The sequence below is a fragment of the Streptomyces sp. NPDC042364 genome (assembly GCF_056437585.1).
This window is the reverse complement of record NZ_JBWKAJ010000010.1, coordinates 178,431-203,224: the sequence shown is the minus strand read 5'-3', so window position 1 is coordinate 203,224 and position 24,794 is coordinate 178,431. Positions and strand designations below refer to the sequence as shown.

Genomic DNA, 24,794 nt, shown 5'->3' with positions numbered 1-24,794 from the left:
CGGCACCGGAGGGTTTCGGTCCGGTGCGGCATGATGGGGCGCATGGGGACCGAGGGGGAGAGCGTCCGTGTGATAGCGGGCCGGTACCGGCTGGAGGCCAGGGTCGGCCGCGGCGGTATGGGCATCGTGTGGCGCGCCACCGACGATCTCCTCGGACGGCGGGTCGCGGTCAAGGAGGTGGCCCTCGACCCCTCGCTCCCGGAGGAGACCTCCCGGCAGCTGCGCGAACGCACCCTGCGGGAGGCCCGGGCGGTGGCCCGGCTCGGCCACCCGCACATCATCGTCGTCCACGACGTCGTCGAGCAGGACGATCGCCCCTACATCGTCATGGAGTTCATCGACGGCGGCTCGCTCGCGGAGCGCGTCGCGGCCGACGGACCCGTCGACGCCCGGGAGGCGGCCCGGATCGGGCTCGCCCTGCTGGCCGCGCTGCGGCGGGCGCACGACGCGGGGGTCCTGCACCGCGACCTCAAGCCCGCGAACGTCCTGCTGGAGAAGGGCACCGACCGGGTCGTCCTCACCGACTTCGGCATCGCCCAGGTCGCGGGCGCCACCACGCTCACCGAGAACGGGTCCTTCGTCGGTTCGCCCGAGTACACCGCGCCGGAGCGGATGTCCGGGGTCCGTACCGGACCCGAGTCCGACCTGTGGTCGCTGGGCGCGCTGCTGTGCACCGTGCTCAGCGGCGAGTCGCCGTTCCGGCGCGACTCGCTGGGCGGCATCCTGCACGCCGTCGTCTTCGACGAGATCCGCCCGCCCGCCCAGGCCGCCCCACTGCTCCCCGTCATCCGCGGGCTGCTGGAGCGCGACCCGGACCGGCGGCTCGACGCGGCGGAGGCGGAGCGGCTGCTGCGCACGTTCCGGGAGACCGGCCGTACGCCGAGGCCGCCCAAGGGAGCGCGCATCTCCACCGGTTACACACCGACCCGGCGCGACGTGCCGCGCACGCCCCCGCCGCCCGCCCCGCGCGACGCGACGGAAGCCGGGCACCGGGACCACTCCGACCTGCCGGGACAGCCCGGCGGCCCCGCGCACGACCGGGCGACGGCCCTGCGGGAGCAGCCCGCGCAGCCACGGTGGCCGCAGTCCGCCCGGAGCATCGTGGTCGCCGCCGCGCTGGTCGCGGCGATGGCCGGGGCGGGTGTGTCGGCGGCCGCGCTGCTGATGGGGGACCGCGGTGTCGGGGGCGGCACACCGACGACACCGGCGTCCCGTACGCCCGGCGCGTCGAACACGCCGTCCGGCACGGCGGGCGAGTCGAACGGGCAGGGCACACCCAGTTCCTCCGGTACGACGTCGGGCACGTCCTCGGGGACGTCCGCCGCGCCCACCGTGACGCGCTCCCGGGCGGCAACCGCGCCGACCGTGCCCTCCGGGTACCGGCTCGCCGGGGACGAGCGGGGCTTCAGCCTCGCCGTACCGGAGGACTTCACCCGGGAGCCGCAGGGGGAGCGGGTCTTCTACATGTCGCCGGGGCAGTCGATCCGGATCGGCGTCAGGGTCGACGACCCTGGGGAGGGCGGACCGGCCGCGTTGATGCGGCGCGCCCACGAGAAGGGCCCCTCCACGAACCCCGGTTACCGGGACGGGCGGGTCACCGGGACCACGCACCAGGGGCGGCCCGCGGCGCTGTGGGAGTTCACCTGGGACGGCTTCAGCTCGGCGGAGGGGCCCCGGCACACCTACGACCTGTGCTGGGAACAGGACGGAAAGCTGTACGACGTGTGGGTGTCGGCGCCGGTCGGGAGGGTGACCGAGGCGAAGGAGTACTTCGACGTCGCGGTGGACACCTTCTCGGGTTCGTGAGGGGGCGCCACCGTACGCGAGTAAAAGGGAAATAAGGGGCTTCTCGCGTCACGGGTCTGTGACTGGAAAGCGACCGGGCTGGAAGCCCGAGGGCTTGCCGCGATACAGATGGACGTATGAGCAGCAACGGGGGAGCCCCTTACGGAGCCGGTGAGCCGACGAGTTTCGGACTGCAACCGCCGCAGCCCGCGGTGCCGTACCCGGGGAACCCGTACGCGCAGCCGACGCAGGCGGCGCCCTCGGCGGCCCCTCATGCGCAGCCGACGCCGCCGGCCCGGCAGTCGGCGCCGCAGTCGGCCTCCCCCTCCCACCCCGCCCCGCACACCCCGTCGGCGCACCCGGCGCAGGACCCGGGCGCCGGACGGCTGATCGCGGGCCGCTACCGGCTGCTCGCCAAGCTCGGGCACGGCGGGATGGGCACCGTATGGCGGGCGAAGGACGAGACGGTGGACCGGGAGGTCGCCGTCAAGGAGCCCCGCGTCCCGGACCACCTTCCCGAGCGTGAACGGGCCAACGCCTATGAGCGGATGCGCCGCGAGGCGCGGGCCGCGGCCAGACTCGATCACCCGGCGGTCGTGAACGTGCACGATGTGGCGGTCGTGGACGACCGGCCGTGGATCGTGATGGAACTGGTGCAGGGGCGTTCCCTGGGCGACGCCCTCCAGGAGGGCACCCTCGGGGTGCGTGACGCGGCGAGAATCGGCCTGGAGGTGCTCGGCGCGCTGGAGGCCGCGCACGCGGCGGGCATCCTGCACCGCGACGTCAAGCCCGACAACGTCCTGCTCGGCCGCCACGACCGGGTCGTCCTCACCGACTTCGGCATCGCCCAGATCGAGGGAGAGACCAATCTGACGGACACCGGCGGTTTCGTCGGCTCCCCGGAGTACATCGCCCCCGAGCGGGTGCTGGGCCAGCGCCCCGGCCCGGCCTCCGACCTCTGGTCGCTGGGCGTCGTCCTCTACGCCGCCACCGAGGGGGTCTCGCCCTTCCGGCGCAGCAACACCCCCGCGACCCTGCAGTCCGTCCTCAACGCCGCGCCCGCCGCGCCCGCTTCGGCCACGGGCCCGCTCGCCGAGGCCATCAACGGCCTGCTGCAGAAGGACCCGGCGCGGCGCCCGCCCGCCGCCCGCGTCCGCGAACTCCTGGAAGCCGCCGCCCATCCGCCGGCCCCGGCGCCCACCCAGGTGGTCCAGCAGATCGCCGCCCCGGCGGGCAAGGGCCTGCGCCTCGGCCCCAGGACCCTCGCCGGCCTCGCCGCGGCGGTGGTCGCCGCCGCCGTCACGGCGTACCTGGTCGTCGCCGACCCCTTCGCCGGCCCGCTGCCGGACGGCTGGAAGCAGCGGGAACTCGGCGGCAGAGTCGACGCGAGCGTCGGTGTGCCCGGCGACTTCACGAAGGACACGTACGAGCCGGACGAGGCCGACGACACCTACGCGTCGTACAGCGACCCGAGCGGGCTGATCCAGATCGCCGTGGACCGCGACATCAAGGCGGACGACAAGGAGAACGAGATCCCGGCCACCGCGCTGGACAAGGCCTACGCCGACTGGGAGATGTTCAAGGACGGCGAGTACTCCTGGGACATCGCCGACGACCCCGCGCCCAAGGGCAGGCCGAAGGAGGCCAGGTTCCAGGAGCATGAGGCCGCCGAGAACACCATCGTCTACACGACCACCGACAGCGAGGACCCGCGGTTGCGCGAGGCGCGGGTCCTCTACTACAAGGCGGGCAACGGCGACACGTACCGGTTGTGGATCGACTATCCGGGCAAGGGGCACTTCACCGAGCAGGGCCGCGAGATCGCCCGTACGGCCATCGAGACCCTGAAGATCGACAAGCTCTAGACGCCCCCGAGCGGGCTCAGTCCGGCCGGGTGAGGCTCACGGCCAGGTCGTTGGTGACGGTGAAGAAGAAGCGGGCCCGCAGGGACGCGCCGGACGGCGTGGGCACGGTGACCGCCGGGTACTTGTCGGTGTCCTTGCGGTCCACGATGTCGCCGAACAGCCGTCCGAGGCGAACGGGTTGGGCGCCGGTGGCGGGACGCAGGAACAGGTCCCAGATCACCTTGCCGCCGGGGGCGGTCGGCTCCGGCAGGGACGGCAACCGTCCATGGAACAGGCGTCCGTGGAGCGGGCGCCCGCCGACGGACACCACCGGCGCCTCGAAGTCCTCCGCCTCCGCGCCCCGGGCGACGCCCACCAGCACCGCGCCCGCGCCCAGTTCGGCCCCGTGCAGCACGCCCTCCACGGCCGACGACCCCGCACCGACCGGTAGCGCGGTGACCTCGGCGTGGGCGGTGCGGTGGAAGGTGCGCAGGGCGAGGTAGCCGTCCGCGGTGGTGTACGGGATCCACCACGAGACCGGGCCCGCACCGGTGAACTCCGAGGTCAACAGGCCCCGCTGCTCCACGAGCCCGGCCCGCAACCGGCGACGTACACCGTCCCCCGCCCGCTCGGCGTACAGATCCCAGCGGCCCTCGGCGAGGGGCGGACGGGCTCGGCTCAGCGTGGCGGTCCACGAGCTCCCGGAGGCGCCCGGCTGCTCCAGGTCCGCCGGGCGGCCGTCCGCAGGCGCCCCATTCAACGACGCCGGGTTCAACGACGCCGGGGCCGTGTCGTCCGGAGCGACCCGGCTCAGCGGCAGCCTGATCTCGCCCTCGCCGCGCCGGTGGCGCAGGACGAGTACCAGGTCCTGCCCCGACACGCCGGCCCAGCCGACCGTCACCCGTACGTCCCGCTGCGCGTCGACCCGGCAGTCACCCCGTGGACGTGACGGCCGGGGAACGGTCTGCCGCGTGGGCGCCGCCCCAGGGACCCGGCCGGTGCGGTCTCCCGTAGGAGAGCCCGCGGGCCTGCCCGGGGCGGCGCTGTGCGGCACCACCACGCCCGCCCGCCGCACCCGTCGCCGCGCCCCCGCCCGCAGCGCCCGCCACATCGGCGCCGCACGGCCCACCCACCGGCCCATCCCCGCGACCGGTCCCCGCCGGCGGGCGGCCAGCAGCTCGGTGATGAGCCGCTCGTACCGGTCCGCGATCGTGGCCGGCTCGTACCGCCGGACCGTGGTGCGGCCGGCGGTGCCGAGGGTGTGGCGGAGACCGGGGTCGTTGATGAGGCGGAGCAGCCCCGTGGCGAGGGCGTCCGGGTCGTCCGGGGCCACGAGGAGGCCGTCGGAACCGTCGGTGATGATCTCGCCGGGGCCGTGGGGGCAGTCGGTGGCGACCACGGGGACCCCTGCGTGCATGGCCTCCAGGATGGTCATCCCGAAGGACTCCCAGGCGGAACTGACCACGGCTACGGAGGCCTTGGCCCACTCGGTCTCCATGGTGGTGTGCGGGCCCATCAGGAAGACGTGGTCGTTGAGGCCGTGGGCCGCGACGGCGGCGCGCAGGTTCGCGCGCTCCGGTCCCTGGCCGTGGATCCGCAGTCGCCACTCGGGGCGTTCGGCGACGACCTTGGCGAAGGCCTCGACGAGCAGGCCGTAGCGCTTCACCGGTACCAGCCGGCCGGCGGCGACCACGAGCGGGGCCCGCAGGTCGGAGGGTTCGGCCCTCGGGCGGGGCGCGGCGTTGGCGATGTCCGTGATCCGGGTGCGCAGGCCGGGCAGATGGCGGCGGTGGTCGGCGGCGTCCCGTGCGGAGACGGTGACGAACGCGTCGAGGCGGCCGATCGCCTCGTTCTGCGCCGCGCGCACGTCGGGCGCATGGTTGTCGTACGACAGGTGCTCCTGGCCGATGCGGACCGCGTGGCGCGGTCCGTGCTCGGCGAGGGCGACGACCAGAGCGGGACGGGTCGCGACGACCACGTCCGCGTCGGTGGTGCCGAGGAAGGCACGCAGGCGCGCGTCGGTCAGAGCGCTGTAGCGGCGGGCGAGGACCTCGGTGGGCGGGACCAGCGCGGAGGGCCGCGCCATCAGCTCGTGGCCGCCGTCGTACGACGCGGAGTCGGGGCGCTCGTCGACCAGCGGGATGAGGCGGACGGCACCGCTCACGCCGAGCAGCGGCTCGGCCGCCGTCCGGAAGACCGACACGATCTCGACCTCGTGCCGGGCGGCGAGGGCGCCGGCGAGGGTCAGGGTCGAGCGGACCGTGCCGCCGATCGCATAGGCGTTGTGCAGCAGAAAGGTGATCTTCATGGGTGCTCGGACTCCGCGTTCGTCGGCCACGCCGACTCGTCCAACGCCCCGCCTTGCCCCGAGGAACCGGCCAGGACCCCGACCATGACCCCAAAGGGGTATGCGGGGCGCGGCGTCGGAGGGCGTTGCCGCCGATGAGCGGAAGGCCGTCGCCCTGACCCGCCCGCTGGCCCTAACATGCCGTGTCAAGTGCATGATCGGCGCGGAGGGCGGACGGGCGTGGGCATCGAACACCTGGATGTGCGGGCTCATGCGCGACAGCGATGGGCGGCACGGGCCGCTCTCGGCTGCGCGGCACTGGCCGTCCTGCTGCCGATCGGCTACGCGCGGGAGGCGAGCCTGCTGCTCGTCGCGGGCCTGCTGCTGAGCGCCGGGGTCACGGTGGCCGCGCTGTGGTGGGTACTGACCCATCGGGGCGCCGTCCGGGTGGCGGCGGCCACGCTGGCCCTGGCCTCGCCGGTGGGTGTCATCTGGTGGTTCGCGGCCGTCAACCTGCTGTGGGTCGTGGTCGTGTCGGCCGCGCTGTGGGGAGTGGCCGTCTGGTCCGGGAAGTTCGCGCTCAGCAGCACCAAGTCGCACCGGGTGGACGTGCCCGAGCACCGCACACCCGCGCCGACCCGGCCCTTCCTCATCATGAACCCCAAGTCGGGAGGCGGGAAGGTCGAGCGTTTCCGGCTGAAGGAGAGGGCCGAACGGCTCGGCGCCCGGGTCCATCTGCTCGATCCCGACCACCCCGAGGACGTCGCCGTACTGGCCCGCGACGCGGTCCGGGAGGGCGCCGACCTGCTGGGCGTCGCCGGTGGGGACGGCACCCAGGCCCAGGTGGCGGCGATCGCGGCGGCGTACGACGTGCCCCTCCTCGTCGTCTCCGCCGGCACCCGCAACCACTTCGCCATGGACCTCGGCCTCGACCGCGACAACCCCGCCGCCTGCCTCGACGCCCTCACCGACAAGGGCGTCGAACTCCACGTCGACCTCGGCTACGCCAGCGGCCATCCCTTCGTGAACAACGCCTCCTTCGGCGCGTACGCGGCCGTCGTGCAGAGCCCGGCGTACCGCGACGACAAGGTCCGCACCACGCTGGAACTGCTGCCCGAACTGCTCACCCACCAGCGCGGTCCGCGGCTCACCGCCCGGATCGGCGACGCCGTGATCGACGCGCCCCAGGCCGTGCTGGTCAGCAACAACGTCTACCGCAGCGACGACCTGGTCGGCCTCGGCCGCCGTGAGCGGCTGGACGCCGGGGTGCTGGGCGTGGTCGGCGTACGGGTCGAGAACGCAGCCGACGCCGCGAGCCTGGTCCTCGGGCCGAACGCGCCCGGCCTCAGCCTCCTCATCGCCGAGGAGATCGTCGTCGAGGCGGACCGGCCGGAGATCGAGGTCGGCGTCGACGGCGAGGCCCTCGTCCTGCCCACACCGGTCCACTGCCGGATCTCGCCCAAGGCGCTGCGCGTACGGGTGCCGCGCGACCGGCCCGGCGTCCCCGAGCCCAAACCGCCCCTGGACTGGCGCCGGTTGCGCAAGCTCGCCGCGGCCGTCGGCCGCACGGCCCTGCCCAAGCACCGCGAACGGTACGGCTGGGCCGAGGACCTGTGGAACCGCCGGCGGCGCTAGGAGCTCCGAACAAGAGTGGAGCCCGGCTCGCGGCGTCTGGCACGCACGCTCGCCGCGTTGCCGAAAGCCCCTGGTAGCCCCGCTACAAGGAGCTTCCGGCGCCTTGCGATCGCACGCACCAGACGCCGCGAGCTGATCGGACTCCACTTTTGTTCGGAGCTCTAAGGGTTGACCCGGCACGCCCTGCGTCCCGGCCGTCCGTCGACAAGTCGCGCTTGCGCGCGGTACTCATGTCGCATGAGCGATGACGGCGAACATCCGTACTACGCGACCCCGTTGGGCGGTCGGGCCGCCCGGTGCGACGATCGTCTGGTCGGCGGTCGTTACCGCCTCACCGAGCGCATCGGTTCGGGCGGCATGGGCACCGTGTGGAAGGCCGTCGATGAACTGGTGGGCCGTGAGGTCGCCGTCAAGCAGCCCAGGCTGCCGGGCGACCCCGACGACCCGGACGACGAGGGCCGCCGCCGGGCCGCCCACCGCCTCCACCGCGAGGCCCGCGCCGCCGCCCGCGTCGACCACCCCTGCGCCGTCACCATCCACGACGTCGTGATCGACGACGGCCACCCCTGGATCGTCATGGAGTGGGTCCGCGGCGAGTCCCTCCAGGAACGGCTCCGGCGCGGTGCCCTCACCCCCGCCGAGTCCGCCCGGATCGGCCTCGCCGTCGTCGGCGCGCTGCACGCCGCGCACGGCGTCGGCATCGTGCACCGCGACGTCAAACCGGCCAACGTCCTGCTCGGACCGCGCGGCCGGATCGTCCTCACCGACTTCGGCATCGCCCATGTCCAGGGCGAGGAATCGCTCACCGTGACAGGGGAGTTCGTGGGCTCGCTGGAGTTCGTCGCCCCCGAGCGCATGTCCGGCCACGGCGCCGCGGGCCCGCCCTCCGACCTGTGGTCGCTCGGTGTCCTCCTGTACGCCGCCGTCGAGGGCTCGTCCCCCTTCCGCCGTACGTCCCCCGAGTCCACGCTCGCCGCGATCCTCTCCGCCGAGCCTCCCGAACCCGCGGGGGCGGGCCCCCTCGGACCCCTGGTCGTACGACTGCTGGCCAAGGATCCGGCGGACCGCCCGGCCGCCGGGGAGGTCGCGAGGATCCTGGCGGACGTGGCGGAGGGACGGACGCCGGGCTCCGGGCTGCCGTCGGACCCGCGGCAGTCGGGCGAGGACGAGGGCACGTTGCGGCTCGCGGGCGAACGGCGGGGGATGGCCCTGGGCGGGGAGGGCGCACCCGCCGCCGTCATGTCCGACGACCGGCACAGGCGCGCGGCCGAGCCCGAGAACTCCCCCGAGGCCCCCCTGGCGGTCCTTCCCGAGCCCGCCTCCGAAGCCCCGCCGGTGACCCCGACGGCCACCGTCGGCTTACGACGACCCGCGCCCACCCGGCGGCCTCCCCGGCGGCTGGTCGCCGTCGGGGCCCTCGCCGCAGGCCTGTTGGCCGGCGGGGGAGTCTGGGCCGGGACGACGGTCGGCACCGGGAACGAACGCCTTGAGGTCCCCGAGCCCCACATCGGGTCGTTCACGGGCAGGCCCGAGTCCGGCGGCGCATCCGACGCCGGTGCCGGCACCCGCTGGGTCGCCCACCGCGAGAAGGAGATGAACGCCGTCCTGTCCCTGCCGGGCGCGTACGAGCGGACCCGGGCGGAGCGCGGCGCGGACGGCCGGTCCCGCACGGTCACCTACGACGGCGGGAAGGGCATCCGGATACGCCTCACCCAGTGGGACAAGGCGCCCACGTCGCCGATGAAGCAGGCCAAGGACTCCTCGGACATCGTGGGGAGCGACGTCAAGTCCACCGCGCAGTACACGAGTACCCGCTTCGACGAGCAGGAGGCGGTGCTCGCCGACACCGCCCACTACGCGGACGGCACGCCCACCCGCGTCCTGGAACTGATCGTCCGCACCGACGACCGCCGCATGTACGAACTGCGGGTGGACATGCCGAAGGGCACCCCGGACGAGAAGAAGGGCACCGCCGTCTTCAAGGGGGCGAGGGAGCGGCTGAAGATCCTCGCGGGGTGACGCCGGCACTCCCGCCGAGGTGAGGCCGGGGTTCCGCGCGAGTGTGACCAAGTCGCCATCGTGGGCATCCAACGCGCTGATCAGCGTCTTCATGCCACTGATCACTGGCACGGTGTGTGCGGCCGGTGAAAGCCTGTTACCGCCGGGTACCCAAAGTCGTCCGCTCCGGAATACCCTGCGCGTCATGACGGACTCGCAGGCCCCCGAAAAGACCGGCACGACCGCCACGGGCACGACCGGCACGGCACGGACGACCGGCACCAACCCCCTCGCACCCGCTCCGGCGGGCGCCCGCACCGCCGCCGACGTGGTCACCCCCGAACTGGTCGCCCAGCTCACCAAGGGCGTGGTCGGCTCCGGACGGACCGCCAACCACACGCCGTTCACCGGCGAGAAGCTCGCCGACCTGCCCGAGTCCACCCCCGAGGACGTGGAGAAGGCATACGTACGGGCCCGCGCCGCGCAGGCCGTCTGGGCGCAGGTGCCCGTACGCGAACGCGCCGCCGTCCTGCTCCGGTTCCACGACCTGGTGCTGGAGCGTCAGGCCGAGGTCCTCGACCTCATCCAGCTGGAGACCGGCAAGGCCCGTCTGCACGCCCACGAGGAGGTCCAGGCCGTCGCGGTCGCGGCCCGCCACTACGGCCGCAAGGCCCCCGCGTACCTGAAGCCGAAGCGGCACGCCGGCGCCGTACCGACCCTCACCAAGGTCGTCGAACTCCGCCATCCGCGCGGTGTGGTGGGCCAGATCGCCCCCTGGAACTACCCGCTCGAACTGTCCGTCGGCGACGCGATCCCCGCCTTCGCCGCGGGCAACGCGGTCGTGATGAAGCCGGACACGGAGACCTGCCTGACCGCCCTGTGGGCGCGTGACCTCCTCGTCGAGGCCGGTCTGCCCGCCGAGGTCTTCCAGGTCGTCCTCGGCGAGGGCCCGGTCATCGGCCCCGAGGTCGTCAAGCACGCCGACTACGTCTCCTTCACCGGCTCCACCCGCACCGGCCGCGAGGTCGCCCAGGGCGCCGCCGCCCGCCTCGTCGGGGTCTCCCTCGAACTCGGCGGCAAGAACGCCATGCTGGTCCTGGAGGACGCCGACATCGAGAAGGCGGCCGCCGGAGCGGTCCGCGCCTGCTTCTCCTCCGCGGGCCAACTCTGCATCTCCATCGAGCGCCTGTACGTCCACGAGTCCATAGCCGACGCCTTCCTGGAGCGCTTCGCCGCCCGCACCAAGGCGATGCGCCTCGGCACCTCCCTCGCCTACGGCGCCGACATGGGCTCCCTCGTCGGCGACCGCCAGCTGGAGACCGTCACCCGGCACGTGGACGAGGCCGTCGCCAAGGGCGCCAAGGTCGTCGCGGGCGGCGTCGCCCGCCCCGACATCGGCCCCTACTTCTACGAGCCGACCATCCTCGACGGTGTCGCGGAGCCCATGGCCGTCTGCAACGAGGAGACGTTCGGCCCCGTCGTCTCCGTCTACCGGTTCAAGGACGAGGAGGCGGCCATCGACGAGGCCAACGCCACCGCGTACGGCCTCAACGCCTCCGTCTGGACCAGGGACGGCCGCCGCGGCCGCGCCGTCGCCGCCCGCCTCCGCGCCGGCACGGTCAACGTCAACGAGGGCTACGCCTCCGCGTACGGCAGCGTCCAGTCCCCCATGGGCGGCATGAAGGACTCGGGCCTCGGCCGCCGCCACGGCTCCGAGGGCATCCTCAAGTACACCGAGGCCCAGACGGTCGCCCAGCAGCGCATCCTCCCGATGGCCCCGTCCTTCGGCATGGACGACGAGCAGTACGCGCAGTTCATGAGCACCAGCCTCAAGGTCATGAAGGCGCTTCGGCTGCGCTGATCCGTGACCAGCCGTGTCCGCGCCCCTCCGGGGGCGCGGTACGCAGGCGTCCTCGCGGTCCGCACCGTTCTCGATGAGGAGAGCACGTGTCATACGACTACGACGTCATCGTCGTCGGCTCCGGCTTCGGCGGCAGCGTCACCGCCCTGCGCCTGACCGAGAAGGGCTACCGGGTCGGCGTCCTCGAAGCGGGCCGCCGCTTCACCCGCGCCACCCTCCCCAAGAACTCCTGGGACCTGAAGAACTACCTGTGGGCACCCGGACTCGGGCTCTACGGCATCCAGCGCATCCACCTGCTCGGCAACGTCATGGTGCTCGCCGGGGCCGGTGTGGGCGGCGGTTCCCTCAACTACGCCAACACCCTGTACGTACCGCCGAAGCCCTTCTTCGAGGACCCCCAGTGGAAGGACATCACGGACTGGCAGGAGGAGCTGAAGCCGTACTACGACCAGGCCCGCCGCATGCTCGGCGTACGGCTCAACCCCACGATGACCCCGTCCGACGTGCATCTGAAGGCCGCGGCCGAGCGGATGGGCGTCGGCGACAGCTTCCACATGGCCCCGGTCGGCGTCTTCTTCGGTGACGGCGAGGACGCCGACGGCAAGGCCAAGGCCGCGCCCGGCGAACAGGTCCCGGACCCGTACTTCGGCGGCGCGGGTCCGGCCCGCAACGCCTGCACCGAGTGCGGCGAGTGCATGACCGGCTGCCGTCACGGCGCGAAGAACACCCTCAACGAGAACTACCTCCACCTCGCCGAGAAGGCGGGCGCGGTCGTCCACCCCATGACGACGGTCGTCGCCCTCACCGAGGACTCGCAGGGCGGCTACGCCGTGACGACCCTGCCGACCGACGCACGCCGCAAGGCCGGCAGGGGCAAGGGCAGGGCCGAGGGCCGTGTCTTCAAGGCCCGCCGGGTCGTCCTCGCGGCCGGCACCTACGGCACCCAGACCCTGCTGCACCGTATGAAGGCGAACGGCCGGCTGCCCCATGTCTCCGACCGTCTGGGCATGCTGACCCGCACCAACTCCGAGGCCCTGGTCGGCGCCCAGACCGACAACCGCCGCTACCGCAGGGCCCACGGGGCACCCGAGGTCGACTTCACCCGGGGCGTGGCCATCACCTCGTCCATCCACCCCGACGAGAACACCCACATCGAGCCGGTCCGCTACGGCAAGGGCTCCAACGCGATGGGTGGTCTGTCGATCCTCCAGGTCCCGTACGCGGGCGGCACGGCCTCGGGCACGGCGCGCGTACTCGGCTGGCTGGCCCACGCGGCCAAGCACCCGCTGCTGGTGGCCCGTTCGCTGTCCAACCGCCGGTGGTCGGAGCGGACCATCATCGGCCTGGTGATGCAGTCCCTGGACAACTCGCTCACCACGCACCTGAAGGCGAAGGGTCCGGGCAAGGGCCTGCTGACCGCCCGGCAGGGCCACGGCGCCCCCAACCCCAAGCAGATCGAGGCCGCCTCGGCCGCCGCGTCCACGATCGCCGCCGAGATCAACGGGTTCGCCGGGAGCAACGTGGGTGAGCTGATGGGCACCCCGCTCACCGCGCACTTCCTCGGCGGCTGCGCCATCGGCGCCACCCCCGAGGAGGGCGTCATCGACCCGTACCACCGGCTGTACGGCCACCCCGGTATCTCGGTCGTCGACGGCGCCGCGGTCTCCGCCAACCTGGGGGTCAACCCGTCCCTGACGATCACGGCCCAGGCCGAGCGGGCGATGTCGTACTGGCCGAACAAGGGCGAGCCCGACCGCCGTCCCGCCCCCGGAGCGGCGTACGAACGTCTCAGCCCGGTGGAGCCCGTGAACCCGGTGGTCCCGGCGGACGCCTTCGGCGCGCTGCGGCTGCCGCTGATGCCGGTGCCGGCGGTGCCGCCGAAGAAGCAGGTGGCCGAAGAAGCGGCAAAGGCCGCTGACTGAACAGGAAAGGCCGCTGACTGAAGCGGAGAAGGACCCGCACCCCCCTCCGAGCGCGGGTCCTTCTCTCGTGTGCCAGGTGTGACAAGCGAGGCGGGCGAAGGGTTGCCCTCCCCATCACGGTTTTCGGAGTGATGTGAGTCACATGTGAATGTGGCCGGAGTGACGCAACGAATCCACGGGGCCGGGTGTCACATACATGTCCGATGGGCCCGATGGGGCTCTCGTGAGACATGTGAAGCGCAAGGCGTAAAGGGTGGGGGACATGAAGTCGAAGATGTCGCGGGCAACGGTGGCCGTCTCGGTCGTGGCCACGCTGGGTCTCACCGCGGCGTGCGGTGGCGGCGGCGAGGACAAGGACGCGGAGAAGAAGCCGTCGGCGGGCTCCTCCGCACCGGCCGGCAAGCCGAAGGACGCGGCGGGGCAGGGTGCCCTGACCGAGGCCCAGCTGCAGAAGGCCGCCCTGACGAAGGGCGACGTCAAGGGCTACACGATCGCCGACATGCCCGCGGAGGACATGCCTTCCGAGACCGTCCCCGCGAAGCCGGCCGCCTGCCAGCCCATCGCGAACATGTTCTTCTTCACCTCGGACCCGCAGGCCAAGGCCCGCGCCGGACGTACGGTCACCCCGAAGGACCAGCTCTCCGGCAGCGTCATCTCCCTCGCCCTCGCCGCGCACGAGCAGAGCGACGCCGAGAAGGTGATGGCCGACCTGCGCAAGGCGACCGAGAGCTGCACGAAGTACGAGCACGTCGGCAACAAGTACTCCGGCATCGAGGTCCTCCCCGCTCCCGAGCAGGGCGACGAGGCCGTCGCGTACAAGATGAAGGGCGACATCGAGGGCGCCAAGATCCCGATGTCCTTCACGGTGGTCCGCAGCGGGTCCACGCTCATCGGGTTCTACTCGATGAACATGCTCGACGCGGACAAGGCGAAGGTCCCGGCGGAGGTGCTGGAGGCCCAGGTCGCCAAGCTGGAGAAGGCGGCCGGCTGAGACTGGTGAAGGCGGCCGGCCGAGACTGGTGAAGGCGGCCGGCCGAGACTGGTGAAGGCGGCCGGCTGAGACGAGCCCGGCAGACCGAAGCCGATCCTTCCGGCGTGGCAACCCGTCTGCCGGTGGCAGGGCGAAGGGCCCCGCGGGTTTCCGTCCCGCGGGGCCCTTCGGCGTCAGCGCCGACGTCAGGCCCGCGCCGGTGCCTCGAAGCGGCGCCGGGGGGTCGCGTCGCTGGCGGGGAGGGATGTCGGACGCGCGCACGGGGTGCGGTACCCGGTGTCGGCATCTGGGGTGCGGGCTGGTCCTGCATCGTGCCGGGCGGCTGAAGGCCTCCGTAACCGTCTCGCCGCCCTCGGACCATCCCGCCGGTCGGCCCCGGGCGTCCCCGGAGCCGACCGTTCTCTTGAGTGACCGGGCTGCTGTCCCCTGCGGTCCGGTCACCACCCTGGAGCGAGGTCCCACGGCGCACGGCACGATCCGTACGCCTCACCGCTCCAGCGGAGCCACGCGTGGTTCTTTCGGACCCGGACCTGGCTGGCACGGGCATCGGGACCAACGAAGCGTGTCGTACGGCGGTCACGCGCCGTACGGGTGAGAGGGCAGGCGTACGTACGTGCCCCCGGGGCGCTTCGAGAGGGGCCGTCTGCCGACAGGTCAGATGCGGCCCCGGCACAGCTCCAGGAGGGTCATGGCGAGTGCGGTGCCGGGCTTGCCCAGGGCGTCGCTGTAGTGGGCGAGGATCTCCATCTCCCGCGAGAGGTTCACGCGCCGTCCGCCCGACTCGATCCGGGCGTTCTGGATCACGGCCGACACCGCCATCCGTTCCTGCACCAGCCCGATGATCCGGTCGTCCAACGCGTCGATCCGCTCCCGCGCGCCGCTGATCACGCCTGCGGCCTCCTCGGTACGAGCGCCGGTCCTCTCGGCGACCGTGGACTTCGGGGTGATCGCGGTCTTCTCGGTGGTGGTCTTCTCCGCGGCGGTGGTGGTCATCTTCGGAACTCCTCGTGTCCGGTCCCGCACCCCGCCCCGACAGTCCCCGGAAAACGCCAGGCGCCCCGGACCTTGTCGGCCCGGGGCGCCTGGGGAAGTCGCTTGTCAGTAGCTCAAGCAGCACGACCATGGCAGCCGGTGGGCCGGTTGCCATAGGTAAAGACGAAGGTCGAGTGCGCGAACATGGGCGCCAGTATGCCACGGGTTCCGACAGGGCCTGTTCCGCCGGTTCCGGGGGTCCGGGGGTGAACCCCGGTGGCCCGCACCCCGGGAGCGCACCCCGGTAGACTCGGCCACACAGACCCCCGCCCGACCGCCGGAAGGCACCCCGTGTCATCAGCGACCTCCGCTGCCGCCGCCCCCGACACCGTCCTGGTCGTCGACTTCGGCGCGCAGTACGCCCAGCTCATCGCCCGCCGTGTCCGCGAGGCCCGGGTCTACAGCGAGATCGTGCCCAGCACCATGCCGGTCGCGGAGATGCTCGCCAGGAACCCGGCGGCGATCATCCTCTCCGGCGGCCCCTCCTCGGTCTACGCCGAGGGCGCCCCCCGCCTCGACCGCGAGCTCTTCGAGTCCGGTGTCCCCGTCTTCGGCATGTGCTACGGCTTCCAGCTGATGGCCACGACCCTGGGCGGCACCGTCGACAACACGGGCGCCCGCGAGTACGGTCGCACGCCCCTCCATGTCACCAAGAGCGGCTCCACCCTCTTCGAGGGCACCCCCGACGAGCAGTCGGTGTGGATGTCGCACGGCGACGCGTGCTCCGCCGCACCCGAGGGCTTCACCGTCACCGCCTCCACCGACGTCGTACCGGTCGCCGCCTTCGAGAACGACGAGAAGAAGCTGTACGGCGTCCAGTACCACCCGGAGGTCATGCACTCCACGCACGGCCAGCAGGTGCTGGAGCACTTCCTGTACCGGGGCGCCGGGCTGACCCCGTCCTGGACCACCGGGAACGTGATCGAGGAGCAGGTCGCCGCCATCCGCGAGCAGGTCGGCGACAAGCGCGCCATCTGCGGCCTCTCCGGAGGCGTCGACTCCGCGGTCGCCGCGGCCCTCGTGCAGAAGGCCATCGGCTCCCAGCTGACCTGCGTGTACGTCGACCACGGTCTGATGCGCAAGGGCGAGACCGAGCAGGTCGAGAAGGACTTCGTCGCGGCCACCGGCGTCCAGCTGAAGGTCGTCGACGCGGAGGAGCGGTTCCTCAAGGCGCTCGCCGGGGTCTCCGACCCCGAGGAGAAGCGGAAGATCATCGGCCGCGAGTTCATCCGCGTCTTCGAGCAGGCGCAGGCCGAGATCATCGCGGACGAGGGGCCCGCGGTGGAGTTCCTCGTCCAGGGCACCCTGTACCCGGACGTCGTCGAGTCCGGCGGCGGCACCGGCACCGCCAACATCAAGTCCCACCACAACGTGGGCGGCCTCCCCGAGGACCTGGAGTTCCAGCTCATCGAGCCGCTCCGCAAGCTCTTCAAGGACGAGGTCCGCATGGTCGGCCAGGAGCTCGGCCTGCCGGAGGAGATCGTCCAGCGGCAGCCGTTCCCCGGCCCCGGCCTCGGCATCCGGATCGTCGGCGAGGTCACCAAGGACCGCCTCGACCTGCTCCGCGAGGCCGACGCCATCGCCCGCGAGGAGCTGACCGCGGCCGGCCTCGACCGCGACATCTGGCAGTGCCCGGTGGTCCTCCTCGCGGACGTCCGCAGCGTCGGCGTCCAGGGCGACGGCCGCACCTACGGCCACCCCATCGTGCTGCGCCCGGTCTCCTCCGAGGACGCCATGACGGCCGACTGGTCGCGACTGCCCTACGACGTGCTGGCGAAGATCTCGACGCGCATCACCAACGAGGTGCGGGACGTGAACCGTGTGGTCCTGGACGTGACGTCCAAGCCGCCGGGCACCATCGAGTGGGAGTGACCCCCTCGCCGGGTCACGGGACTCAGGTCCGCTTGAGAGTGCGCACCGGCTCTCCGGGCTTCCAGACCTGGACGACCAGATACGTGTCGTCCTCGACATAGGTCCGTACGACCTCCGCCAGCTCGGTGCGGAAGAGGTGGAACCGCTCCGGCGGTTCCGCCTCTTCGCCGTACGCGGCCTTGACGGCCGGATCGTCGACCTCGGCCGCCCGCCCGCTGATCCGCACGTCACCGCCGCCCATCCCGGTGCCCGGGCCCGGGTTGGCCTGCAACGCGAACCGGGGATCGCGGCGCAGATCGAGTGCCTTCAGGGAGTCCGGCATCATCCCCAGCCACAGCTCCCCGTTGGCGAACCTGACCTCCAGACCGGTCGTGCGGGGCGAGCCGTCCCGGCGCAGGGTGGCGAGGACGTGGTGCGTGAAGGCGCCGAAGCGCGCCTCCACCGTCCGCGCGAGATCGGGTTCGGCGGCGGCGAAGGCCGCCCAGCTCGTGGAGTTCTGCGGCACCAGAGGTGGTGTAGGACGTGGCATGGGACGAGTCTCGCGCGGATACCCGACATCCACTGTCCGGTTACCCCGAGCGACTGACGGCTCATACCTGGGTGACGGGACGCTGGTGCGCTTCTGTGACTTGCGTAACGGTTGCGCACTTTCTTCAGGGAACGGACCTGTTCCGTAGGGACGACCGACGGTAGCTTCCGCTTCGTAAAGGAAGTCAGTCTGGAGGACACATGCACGGGCCCACACCGCCCCTGCCCCTACCCACCGACCAGCTGCGGTTCGCCATGCCGCCGATGCACGAGTCGGTGGAGGACGAGCGGCGCCACCGCAAGGAGCGGCTGGCCGGGGCCCTGCGGATCTTCGGACGGCTGGGGTTCGAGGACGGCGTCTCGGGGCACATCACCGCCCGCGATCCGGAGTTCAGCGACTGCTTCTGGGTCAATCCGTTCGGGATGTCGTTCAAGCACGTCACCGTGAGTGACCTGGTCCTCGCCAACCAGGACGGTCAGGTCATCGAGGGCCGCTACCACGTCAACCAGGCCGCCTTCACCGTCCACGCCCAGGTCCACGCCGCACGCCCGGACGTCGTCGCCGTCGCCCACTGCCATTCGGTGCACGGCCGTGCCCTGGCCGCGCTCGGCGAGCTGATCGAGCCGATCACCCAGGAGTCCTGCGCGTTCTACGAGGACCACGCCCTCTACGACAACTACACGGGCGTCGCCGTGGACGCGGACGAGGGGCGGCGGATCGCCGCGGTGCTCGGGAGCCGCAAGGCCCTGGTCCTGCGCAACCACGGCCTGCTGACCGTCGGCGACTCGGTCGACGCGGCGGCGTGGTGGTTCCTGTCGATGGAACGCTCCGCCCAGGTCCAGCTCACCGCGAAGGCCGCGGGTCGCCCTCTACTGGTCGACCACCGGCTGGCCGTCGCGACGCGGGAACAGGCGGGCGGGGACCTGGTGGCCTGGATCAACTACCAGCCGCTGTGGCAGGACATCAGCCGAAGCGAGCCGGACCTGCTGAGCTGAGCCGCCGGAACGGCGGTGGCCCGGGACCGGGCGCGGTGTGCGGGTGGCAGCGCCATGGAACGGTGCAGCCCCGGTGTGGTCCGGATCGCGCCCCCCTCAACGGCCCCGGTCCCGTCCCGCTGGATGATCTCGGTCCGGGGAGACTCTCACAGCCGGGTCAACAAGACGCCCCGAACTTCACCCCGCGCTCTCCTTGTGCTCAGTGCCCCTGCCGGGCGCGGGCCGCATTCCGTACGGCACAATTCGCTGTCATCGCGGGGCGGGTGTCCGGCCTTACGGCTGTGGTGGTGAGCGGATGTACGGACGTCGCCCCGTGACAGTGGTGACGCCGTCGATGACGGTGACGGCGAATGCCGAGGACAGCGGACGCAGAGGCGTGCGCGGCGCGGGAAGGCGGGCTCGGGCGTGGCGGTGCAGGAAGCCAGAGGGGGCATGGGCTCGGCTGCCCATGAGGGCGGATGCACGTGCGGGGACTGCCCGCACGGCGCGCGCACAGGACACCGGCGCGCGGTCGCCGAGTTCCTGCTGAAACGCGAGGAGTTCGCCTCGGGGCAGGGCCTGCCCGCCGCTGTCGCCCACTCGGCGTCGGCCTCCCGCCAATGGGTCTCCGACGAACTCACCCAGTCCGCCGCCGTCGTCGCCGAACGTGGCCGCGTCGAGGGCGAGGCCTGGCTCGGCCGGCTCTGGCTGCGCACGGCGATCGTGGTCTGGGCCGCGGCCGTCGCCCTGCTTCTCGTCCAGGCGCTCACCGCGATCGGCGTGGGCTGGACGGCCGCGCGCTCGGCCGGTCTCGTCGCCGCTCTGCTCGTGGCCACGACGCTCACCGGCGCCGGCTATCTGCACCGCGCGCGCGGCGGCGCCCTGGCCCCGGTCATCGGCGAGGACAACCGTCTCTCCACCTCCCGCGCGATCGCCGCGAGCTGGGTCCTCTTCGTCGTCTTCTGCGTTCTCGTCCTGGTCGGTCGTCTGGCCGCCGCCTCCGACCACGGCGAACGCGACGCCCTCATCGCCGGCTTCGAACTCGGCCGCGGCGCCGGCATCGTGACCGTCCTCGCCGTGGTCTGCGCCATCGCCGTCCTGGTACGACGCGTCGTCGGCCTCCGTGTCCTCGGCCAGCGCATCCAGAAGGTCCGCGCGCACCGCCCCCGCGCCGCCGACCTCCTCACCGACGACTCCGGCCGAGGCAGCTTCACCGACATCCAGTACGTGACCATCTGCGCCGTCGCCCTGATCTTCGCCGCGGTACGCCTGGCCCGCCGCCCCGACCAGCTCCCCGACCTTCCCTGGAGCCTCGCCCTCCTCGTCCTCGTCTCTGCGGTCACCTATGTCGCCGGCAAGTACGCCGAGGGCGGCCGGCCCGTCATCCTCTCCGTCGTCCGCGCCCGTGAGGCCGGCGACCTCGACGCCCCCATCCGCAACGGCGACGACATCGAGATCCGCGGCGCCGGCTTCGTCCCGCCCGGTGCCCAGACGGCCGACCACCTCTCCCGCATGGTCGTCCGCATCGGCCCCGTCCACGTCCACGTCCCCCTCGTCCCCGTCGCCGGCGGCTTCAGCAACCCCACCGACGCGGTGCTCACCGTGCCGGTCCCCGCCGACGTCGAACCGGGCAAGGTGGACGTCCAGGTCGTCACCGCAGCCGGCGTCGAAACGAACCGCTACGCCATCGAGGTCTCAGCCGACTGACCGGCGTCGCATCGCATTCGCCCGGTCGGGCCAGGGCGCTGCGGCCAGTGCGGGTCGAGGTGGGGAGTGGGAGCGGGGCTGCGGGACGGTGTCGGGACGAGAACGCCCAAGTCGGAAAAAGAGTGACGCGTTATTGAGCGTCCCCGCCCCTGCGAACGTATCGTCTGTTGAGGGGTCAACGGCACGGCGGACAAGAGGCGGCGCAGACTGATGACTCACGGTACTCGCACGGACTCCCACACCCCCTATCTCGACAGTCGCCACGACTGGCGGGACACAGCCACCCGCTATGCGCTGCTGCCCCTACGGGTCTTCCTCGGCGTCACCTTCATCTACGCCGGCCTGGACAAGCTCACCGACAGCGCGTTCATGGCCGAGTCCGGCTCCGGATCGATCGGCGACATGATGAGCGCCGCCCGCGACGCCTCGGCCATCCCCGCGATGATCGACATGGCCCTCAAGAACCCCGTCGGCTTCGGCTACGCCATCGCCATCGGGGAACTGGCCGTTGGCATCGGCACCCTGCTCGGTCTCCTCGCCCGCCTGGCCGCCCTCGGCGGCGCCCTCATCTCCCTCAGCCTATGGTTGACGGTCAGTTGGTCCTCCAGCCCGTACTACTACGGCAACGATCTCCCGTACATGTTTTGCTGGGTGCCATTGGTGCTGGCCGGAGCGCCGTACTGGTCACTGGACGCCCTGATCAGGGGCCGACGACATTAACGGCCAGCGTCCGCCTGGTAGTCCGACAGATGTCTGTACAGCGTCGCCCTGGACACTCCAAGATCCTTGGCGATGGCGCTGATGCTCTCGCCCTTGCTCTTCCTCGCCCTGGCGACGGTCAGTAGATCATCGGTGATGACCGTGGGGCGTCCTCCGGTGCGCCCCTGCGCCTTGGCTGCCTCTAGTCCGGCCTTGGTCCTGTTCTTGATCAGAGAACGTTCGAACTCTGCCATGGCGGCGATGATTTGGAAGAAGAGCCGACCGTCCGCAGAGGTGGTGTCTACGGCGCTGAGGGCCCCCGTGAGTACTTTGAAGCCGATCCCGCGCTCCCTCAGGCCGTCCACGATGCCCACAAGGTCGATGAGGGACCTCCCGAGCCTGTCCAGCTTCCAGGCGACAAGGACATCCCCCTCTCTGAGGTAGTCGAGTGCTGCGCTCAGCTCGGGGCGGTCGAGGTTCTTGCCGGATGCCTTGTCCTCGAAGATCCGAGAACATCCCGCTGCGGTGAGGGCGTCCCGCTGGAGCTGTGCCTCCTGGTCGTCCGTTGAGACTCGGGCGTAGCCGATGAGGTGGGTGGTGGGTGTCGTCACGCCGCCAACGTCTCACAACTCGTCTCAAAATATCAAGAGCTCGGTGAGGGCTCTGAGACGAGTTTTGAACGTGCTGGACGGGTCCTGCGCGCTCCTCTGCCTGCCGTCTCGTAAACCAAGGTTTCTGAGACGCTCTTCGGTGAGCCTTGAGACGGGGAGCGGGGGTAACGGAGGGTGGCATTCGCCGCAGGGGCCGCAGGGGCAGGTTCCTGTGACGCTGTACGAGTTTCAGGGCTTGCCGCGCTTCGTGCACCTCGTGCACTGGCAGGGAGGCCAGGCGAGCGTGACAAGGGGCTGAAGGTCATCCGTCGTGGATACGACTTGTTCCTGCTCCCATGTCTTCCCCGAGTCGCGAGAGACGCGCAGGGTCATCAAAGGGCGGTCATCCTTCACGTACTCGGAGAACGGTACGGAGTGAGGCAGGGCTATGCGCTTCCATTCCAGATAGGGGGAGATTTCTCCCGTGAACAGTTCACGGTTGATCTGCGTCCCGTCTGGCCGGAAGTTGAGGTGTACCACTTGCGTCTCGTCGAACAACCACCAGTCGGTTCCCGAGAGCGGCAGACCGTAGTCATCGTGCGTGACGTCCAGGACGCGGATATCCTCCCCAGCTTGGATGTTGCCGGGGATACCCCAAGCGAACTGGTATCGCTGATAGTCCGTCAATGGCTGCCGTACGACCCGCACTCGCCCTATGCACCGGCCCGAGGCCAAGTAGCCGTGAACGCGCTCATGCCAGCGTGAGTTGTGCTCGGCGGGCTTGGGCTCACCCCGAAGGAACCGAGCAACATTCTCGGTCTCCTTGGGCATGGTGTACGTGGGCTGAGCCTCGAACCGCCAGGCTTCGCGCTGGAAGGCGTCGAACGTCCTGCGCCATTCATCACCATCCAAGAGCACGTACGGCCTCCCTGAGCACTGCTTCGGGGATCTCCACCAGAGCCTCGCCCTCCGGCGGTTGGAAGGCCGTGGAGACGTCTCCCTGGACCACGATGGAGCCGCTGGCCGTGCGGTAGAGGTTCGGGCAGTCGTCGTCATCGCAGTTGGGCCCGTCGAACTTGCCGGTGAGACGGGTCAGTTCCTCACGTGCCATGGTGTCCCCTTGTCTACGGCCCTTGTTGGAACCTTCGCTGATCGACGCTACGCAGGCCGTTGTCCCTCGTCCATGCCGACTCTGAACTATTCCGGTTGCGGAATAAAGGATCTTGAGAGGCTTCCTGAGGAAGCTCTCGGGACTCTGTCGGTCACCGTGTGACCTCGCTCTCACTCTTGTGAACTCTGTCCCGGACTTCAGTAAAGGACACGTACATATTTAATGTGGGGGGTTGTGTATGCCCCCGCGAAGCGAGTCTCTAGAAACCACAGGTGCTAGTGGGCATCCCCTTCGAAGGGGATGCCCGCAGAGTCAGTGAATAGTGAATGGTTGACTTCTGTTCCCTAGGTCCACCTCTCCACCGAAGTCAGTGGTGTTGGAGACTCCCTTGGTGAGTGGGTATAGCCGGATGGTGATCCCTGCCTTCAGCAGGTGACGTGTCCTTTCGGCTTCATTTCCCTTGTTCCTCTCCCACATGTGGCGGAAGGTCTCCCCGGTGTCCCGGTACTCGTACCTGTCCGGCTTGTCTCCCTCGACCGCCAGGGAATCGTGTTCCTCGTAGAGGGCTGCAATCTCTTCTTCCGTGGCTCTCTTCGCGAATCCCGATGAGTTCTTGCCGCCGGGGCGGATGGATCTCTGGAGTTCCGTTACGTACTCTTCGATCTCCTGAAGCCTCTGCGAATTGTTCGACCCTTTGACGTAATGGCGCTCATGCATGGGCAAGTCCCCGATGGTTCCGAGGATCATCGTCTCGACAAGCTCTTCCACCTTCTCGGCCCGGAAGGCGTACCCCTTACCGCAGGATTCCCGATTTGCTGACTTGTTGCACCGGTACACCGGCTTGCCTTGCTGTCTTTCCGGGTTGAAGAGGTACAGGTTCCTTCCGCAGCCGCCGCAGAGGACAACTCCGCGATAGGCGGTCGTGTTCTTTGTGGAACGGCGGGCGGCGCCGGGGCGCCCGTTCATCTCCTGCTGGAGCTTCACCCATTCTTCGTCCGTAACAATGGGGTCTGCCATCCGAATCTTCCCTTCGGATGTGAGGATGGCCTGCGATACCCCGTACTTCTTTCCGGGGACCTTCACCTCCTCGCACTTCCAGCCAAGGATGGTTTCCGACCTCAGAATGTTGGTGATGGTGCGACTCCGCCATACGGGCATGGATGTGCCGTTCTTCTTTCGGCGCTCCGACATCCTCTCGCCCGCAGGAGAAGGAACCCCTCTCGCGTTGAAGTCATCACAGATGGTCGAGTAAGGCTCTCCGTCCTCGACTACTCGCTTGTACATCTCTCGAATGACTTGCTTTTGATTCTCCCGGACCCGAAGCCTCATCGCGCCGTCGGTGTCACGGAATGACTCGTAGCCGTAGGGCGGGTTTCCCTTGGCCCATACGTTTTTCGACTTGGCGTAGCTCTGGAACGACTTGACGCGCATGGAGATGTTCTGCGCTTCGGTCTCGGCGATAGCCGCGAACAGGTCGATGATGACGTGCCGGAAAGGGCCCACCATGTCGAGCACGGGTTCCTTGACCGAAACCAAGGCCTTGCCGCCATGTGCGGACGCCCACTTGATCATGTCCTGCATGTCGACGACCTTGCGGACGAACCGGTCCATCTTCCAGAACAGCAACAGGTCGAACTCTGGGGCTCGGTTGTTCAGCCACTCTCCGAGTTCCGGTCTCTCGAAGGGGTGTGACTTGGTGGCGGAGATGTGAGCGTCTCTGGCCACGCCTACCACCTGCCAGCCGAGGTGCTGCCTCTCGTTCACGTAGGCCGTGCAGTCCTGGAGCTGCCGCTCCAACGACGTAGATGCATCGGTCTCGTTGCTGATCCTGAGGGCGATCAGTACCCGCACAGGCTTCACGGATCACAACCTATAACAGCGATACGCAAGTGACCTCCCCTATCTCATGGCCTGCCTCCCGCTGATCCTCGCCGGAGCCCCCGTCCTCTCCGTGGAC

The 24,794-nt window shown here is 70.6% G+C and carries 17 protein-coding genes and 1 pseudogene; 11 read left to right on the top strand and 7 right to left on the bottom strand.

Annotated features, from left to right (window positions below; all coding sequences use genetic code 11):
* Positions 1 to 42: 42 nt before the first annotated feature.
* Both AC067N_RS21770 and AC067N_RS21765 read left to right on the top strand, forming a co-directional pair.
* A complete protein-coding gene (locus AC067N_RS21770) occupies positions 43 to 1,806 on the top strand; it encodes a serine/threonine-protein kinase (protein WP_478680531.1) in 1,764 nt (587 codons plus the stop codon).
* Between the two features lie 116 nt (positions 1,807 to 1,922).
* Positions 1,923 to 3,650, top strand: a complete 1,728-nt coding sequence (locus AC067N_RS21765; protein WP_478680530.1) for a serine/threonine-protein kinase — start codon at positions 1,923 to 1,925, stop codon at positions 3,648 to 3,650.
* Positions 3,651 to 3,666: 16 nt separating this feature from the next.
* Here the strand turns inward: AC067N_RS21765 and AC067N_RS21760 are convergent, their stop codons facing one another.
* The gene (locus tag AC067N_RS21760) at positions 3,667 to 5,937 is read right to left on the bottom strand and encodes a glycosyltransferase family 4 protein (RefSeq protein ID WP_478680529.1); all 2,271 of its coding nucleotides are present in this window, start codon (positions 5,935 to 5,937) and stop codon (positions 3,667 to 3,669) included.
* A 219-nt stretch (positions 5,938 to 6,156) separates the two neighbouring features.
* Between AC067N_RS21760 and AC067N_RS21755 the strand changes: the two genes are divergently transcribed.
* The 5 genes from AC067N_RS21755 to AC067N_RS21735 all read left to right on the top strand — a co-directional run bounded on the left by AC067N_RS21755 (position 6,157) and on the right by AC067N_RS21735 (position 14,323).
* Positions 6,157 to 7,551, top strand: a complete 1,395-nt coding sequence (locus AC067N_RS21755; protein WP_478680528.1) for a diacylglycerol/lipid kinase family protein — start codon at positions 6,157 to 6,159, stop codon at positions 7,549 to 7,551.
* A gap of 237 nt (positions 7,552 to 7,788) precedes the next feature.
* Positions 7,789 to 9,570 carry a serine/threonine-protein kinase gene (locus tag AC067N_RS21750; RefSeq protein WP_478680527.1) on the top strand — a complete coding sequence of 594 codons (1,782 nt, stop codon included), beginning with the start codon at positions 7,789 to 7,791 and terminating at the stop codon, positions 9,568 to 9,570.
* Between the two features lie 184 nt (positions 9,571 to 9,754).
* A complete protein-coding gene (locus AC067N_RS21745) occupies positions 9,755 to 11,410 on the top strand; it encodes a succinic semialdehyde dehydrogenase (RefSeq protein WP_478680526.1) in 1,656 nt (551 codons plus the stop codon).
* Positions 11,411 to 11,496: 86 nt separating this feature from the next.
* Positions 11,497 to 13,332 (top strand): GMC oxidoreductase, encoded by a 1,836-nt coding sequence (locus tag AC067N_RS21740; RefSeq protein ID WP_478680525.1) that lies wholly within the window; start codon positions 11,497 to 11,499, stop codon positions 13,330 to 13,332.
* A gap of 262 nt (positions 13,333 to 13,594) precedes the next feature.
* Positions 13,595 to 14,323 (top strand): hypothetical protein, encoded by a 729-nt coding sequence (locus AC067N_RS21735; RefSeq protein ID WP_478680524.1) that lies wholly within the window; start codon positions 13,595 to 13,597, stop codon positions 14,321 to 14,323.
* Positions 14,324 to 14,977: 654 nt separating this feature from the next.
* Here the strand turns inward: AC067N_RS21735 and AC067N_RS21730 are convergent.
* Positions 14,978 to 15,316 carry a chorismate mutase gene (locus AC067N_RS21730; protein WP_478680523.1) on the bottom strand — a complete coding sequence of 113 codons (339 nt, stop codon included), beginning with the start codon at positions 15,314 to 15,316 and terminating at the stop codon, positions 14,978 to 14,980.
* A 330-nt stretch (positions 15,317 to 15,646) separates the two neighbouring features.
* Here AC067N_RS21730 and guaA point away from each other — a divergent pair, with 330 nt between their 5' ends.
* The gene (gene guaA / locus AC067N_RS21725) at positions 15,647 to 17,227 is read left to right on the top strand and encodes a glutamine-hydrolyzing GMP synthase (RefSeq protein WP_478680522.1); all 1,581 of its coding nucleotides are present in this window, start codon (positions 15,647 to 15,649) and stop codon (positions 17,225 to 17,227) included.
* A gap of 22 nt (positions 17,228 to 17,249) precedes the next feature.
* Here guaA and AC067N_RS21720 read toward each other — a convergent pair whose 3' ends face one another.
* Positions 17,250 to 17,732 carry a pyridoxamine 5'-phosphate oxidase family protein gene (locus tag AC067N_RS21720; RefSeq protein ID WP_478680521.1) on the bottom strand — a complete coding sequence of 161 codons (483 nt, stop codon included), beginning with the start codon at positions 17,730 to 17,732 and terminating at the stop codon, positions 17,250 to 17,252.
* Between the two features lie 224 nt (positions 17,733 to 17,956).
* Between AC067N_RS21720 and AC067N_RS21715 the strand changes: the two genes are divergently transcribed.
* The 3 genes from AC067N_RS21715 to AC067N_RS21705 all read left to right on the top strand — a co-directional run bounded on the left by AC067N_RS21715 (position 17,957) and on the right by AC067N_RS21705 (position 21,157).
* Positions 17,957 to 18,751: a class II aldolase/adducin family protein gene (locus tag AC067N_RS21715; protein ID WP_055519575.1), complete on the top strand. Its 795-nt coding sequence runs from the start codon at positions 17,957 to 17,959 to the stop codon at positions 18,749 to 18,751.
* 405 nt (positions 18,752 to 19,156) lie between these two features.
* Positions 19,157 to 20,437 (top strand): hypothetical protein, encoded by a 1,281-nt coding sequence (locus AC067N_RS21710; RefSeq protein ID WP_478680520.1) that lies wholly within the window; start codon positions 19,157 to 19,159, stop codon positions 20,435 to 20,437.
* A 210-nt stretch (positions 20,438 to 20,647) separates the two neighbouring features.
* On the top strand, positions 20,648 to 21,157 hold the full coding sequence (locus AC067N_RS21705) for a DoxX family membrane protein (RefSeq protein WP_478680519.1): 510 nt from the start codon (positions 20,648 to 20,650) through the stop codon (positions 21,155 to 21,157).
* Here AC067N_RS21705 and AC067N_RS21700 read toward each other — a convergent pair.
* From AC067N_RS21700 to AC067N_RS21685, 4 genes and pseudogenes are all read right to left on the bottom strand, one after another.
* Positions 21,154 to 21,747 carry a recombinase family protein gene (locus tag AC067N_RS21700; RefSeq protein WP_478680518.1) on the bottom strand — a complete coding sequence of 198 codons (594 nt, stop codon included), beginning with the start codon at positions 21,745 to 21,747 and terminating at the stop codon, positions 21,154 to 21,156. The genes AC067N_RS21705 and AC067N_RS21700 overlap by 4 nt on opposite strands.
* 387 nt (positions 21,748 to 22,134) lie before the next feature.
* Positions 22,135 to 22,644 (bottom strand): annotated as a pseudogene (locus AC067N_RS21695) (DUF6879 family protein); the annotation flags it as partial.
* Positions 22,628 to 22,837: a hypothetical protein gene (locus AC067N_RS21690; protein WP_478680517.1), complete on the bottom strand. Its 210-nt coding sequence runs from the start codon at positions 22,835 to 22,837 to the stop codon at positions 22,628 to 22,630. The gene AC067N_RS21690 and the pseudogene AC067N_RS21695, both read right to left, overlap by 17 nt.
* A 312-nt stretch (positions 22,838 to 23,149) precedes the next feature.
* Positions 23,150 to 24,697, bottom strand: a complete 1,548-nt coding sequence (locus tag AC067N_RS21685) for a recombinase family protein (protein ID WP_478680516.1) — start codon at positions 24,695 to 24,697, stop codon at positions 23,150 to 23,152.
* Positions 24,698 to 24,794: the final 97 nt, after the last annotated feature.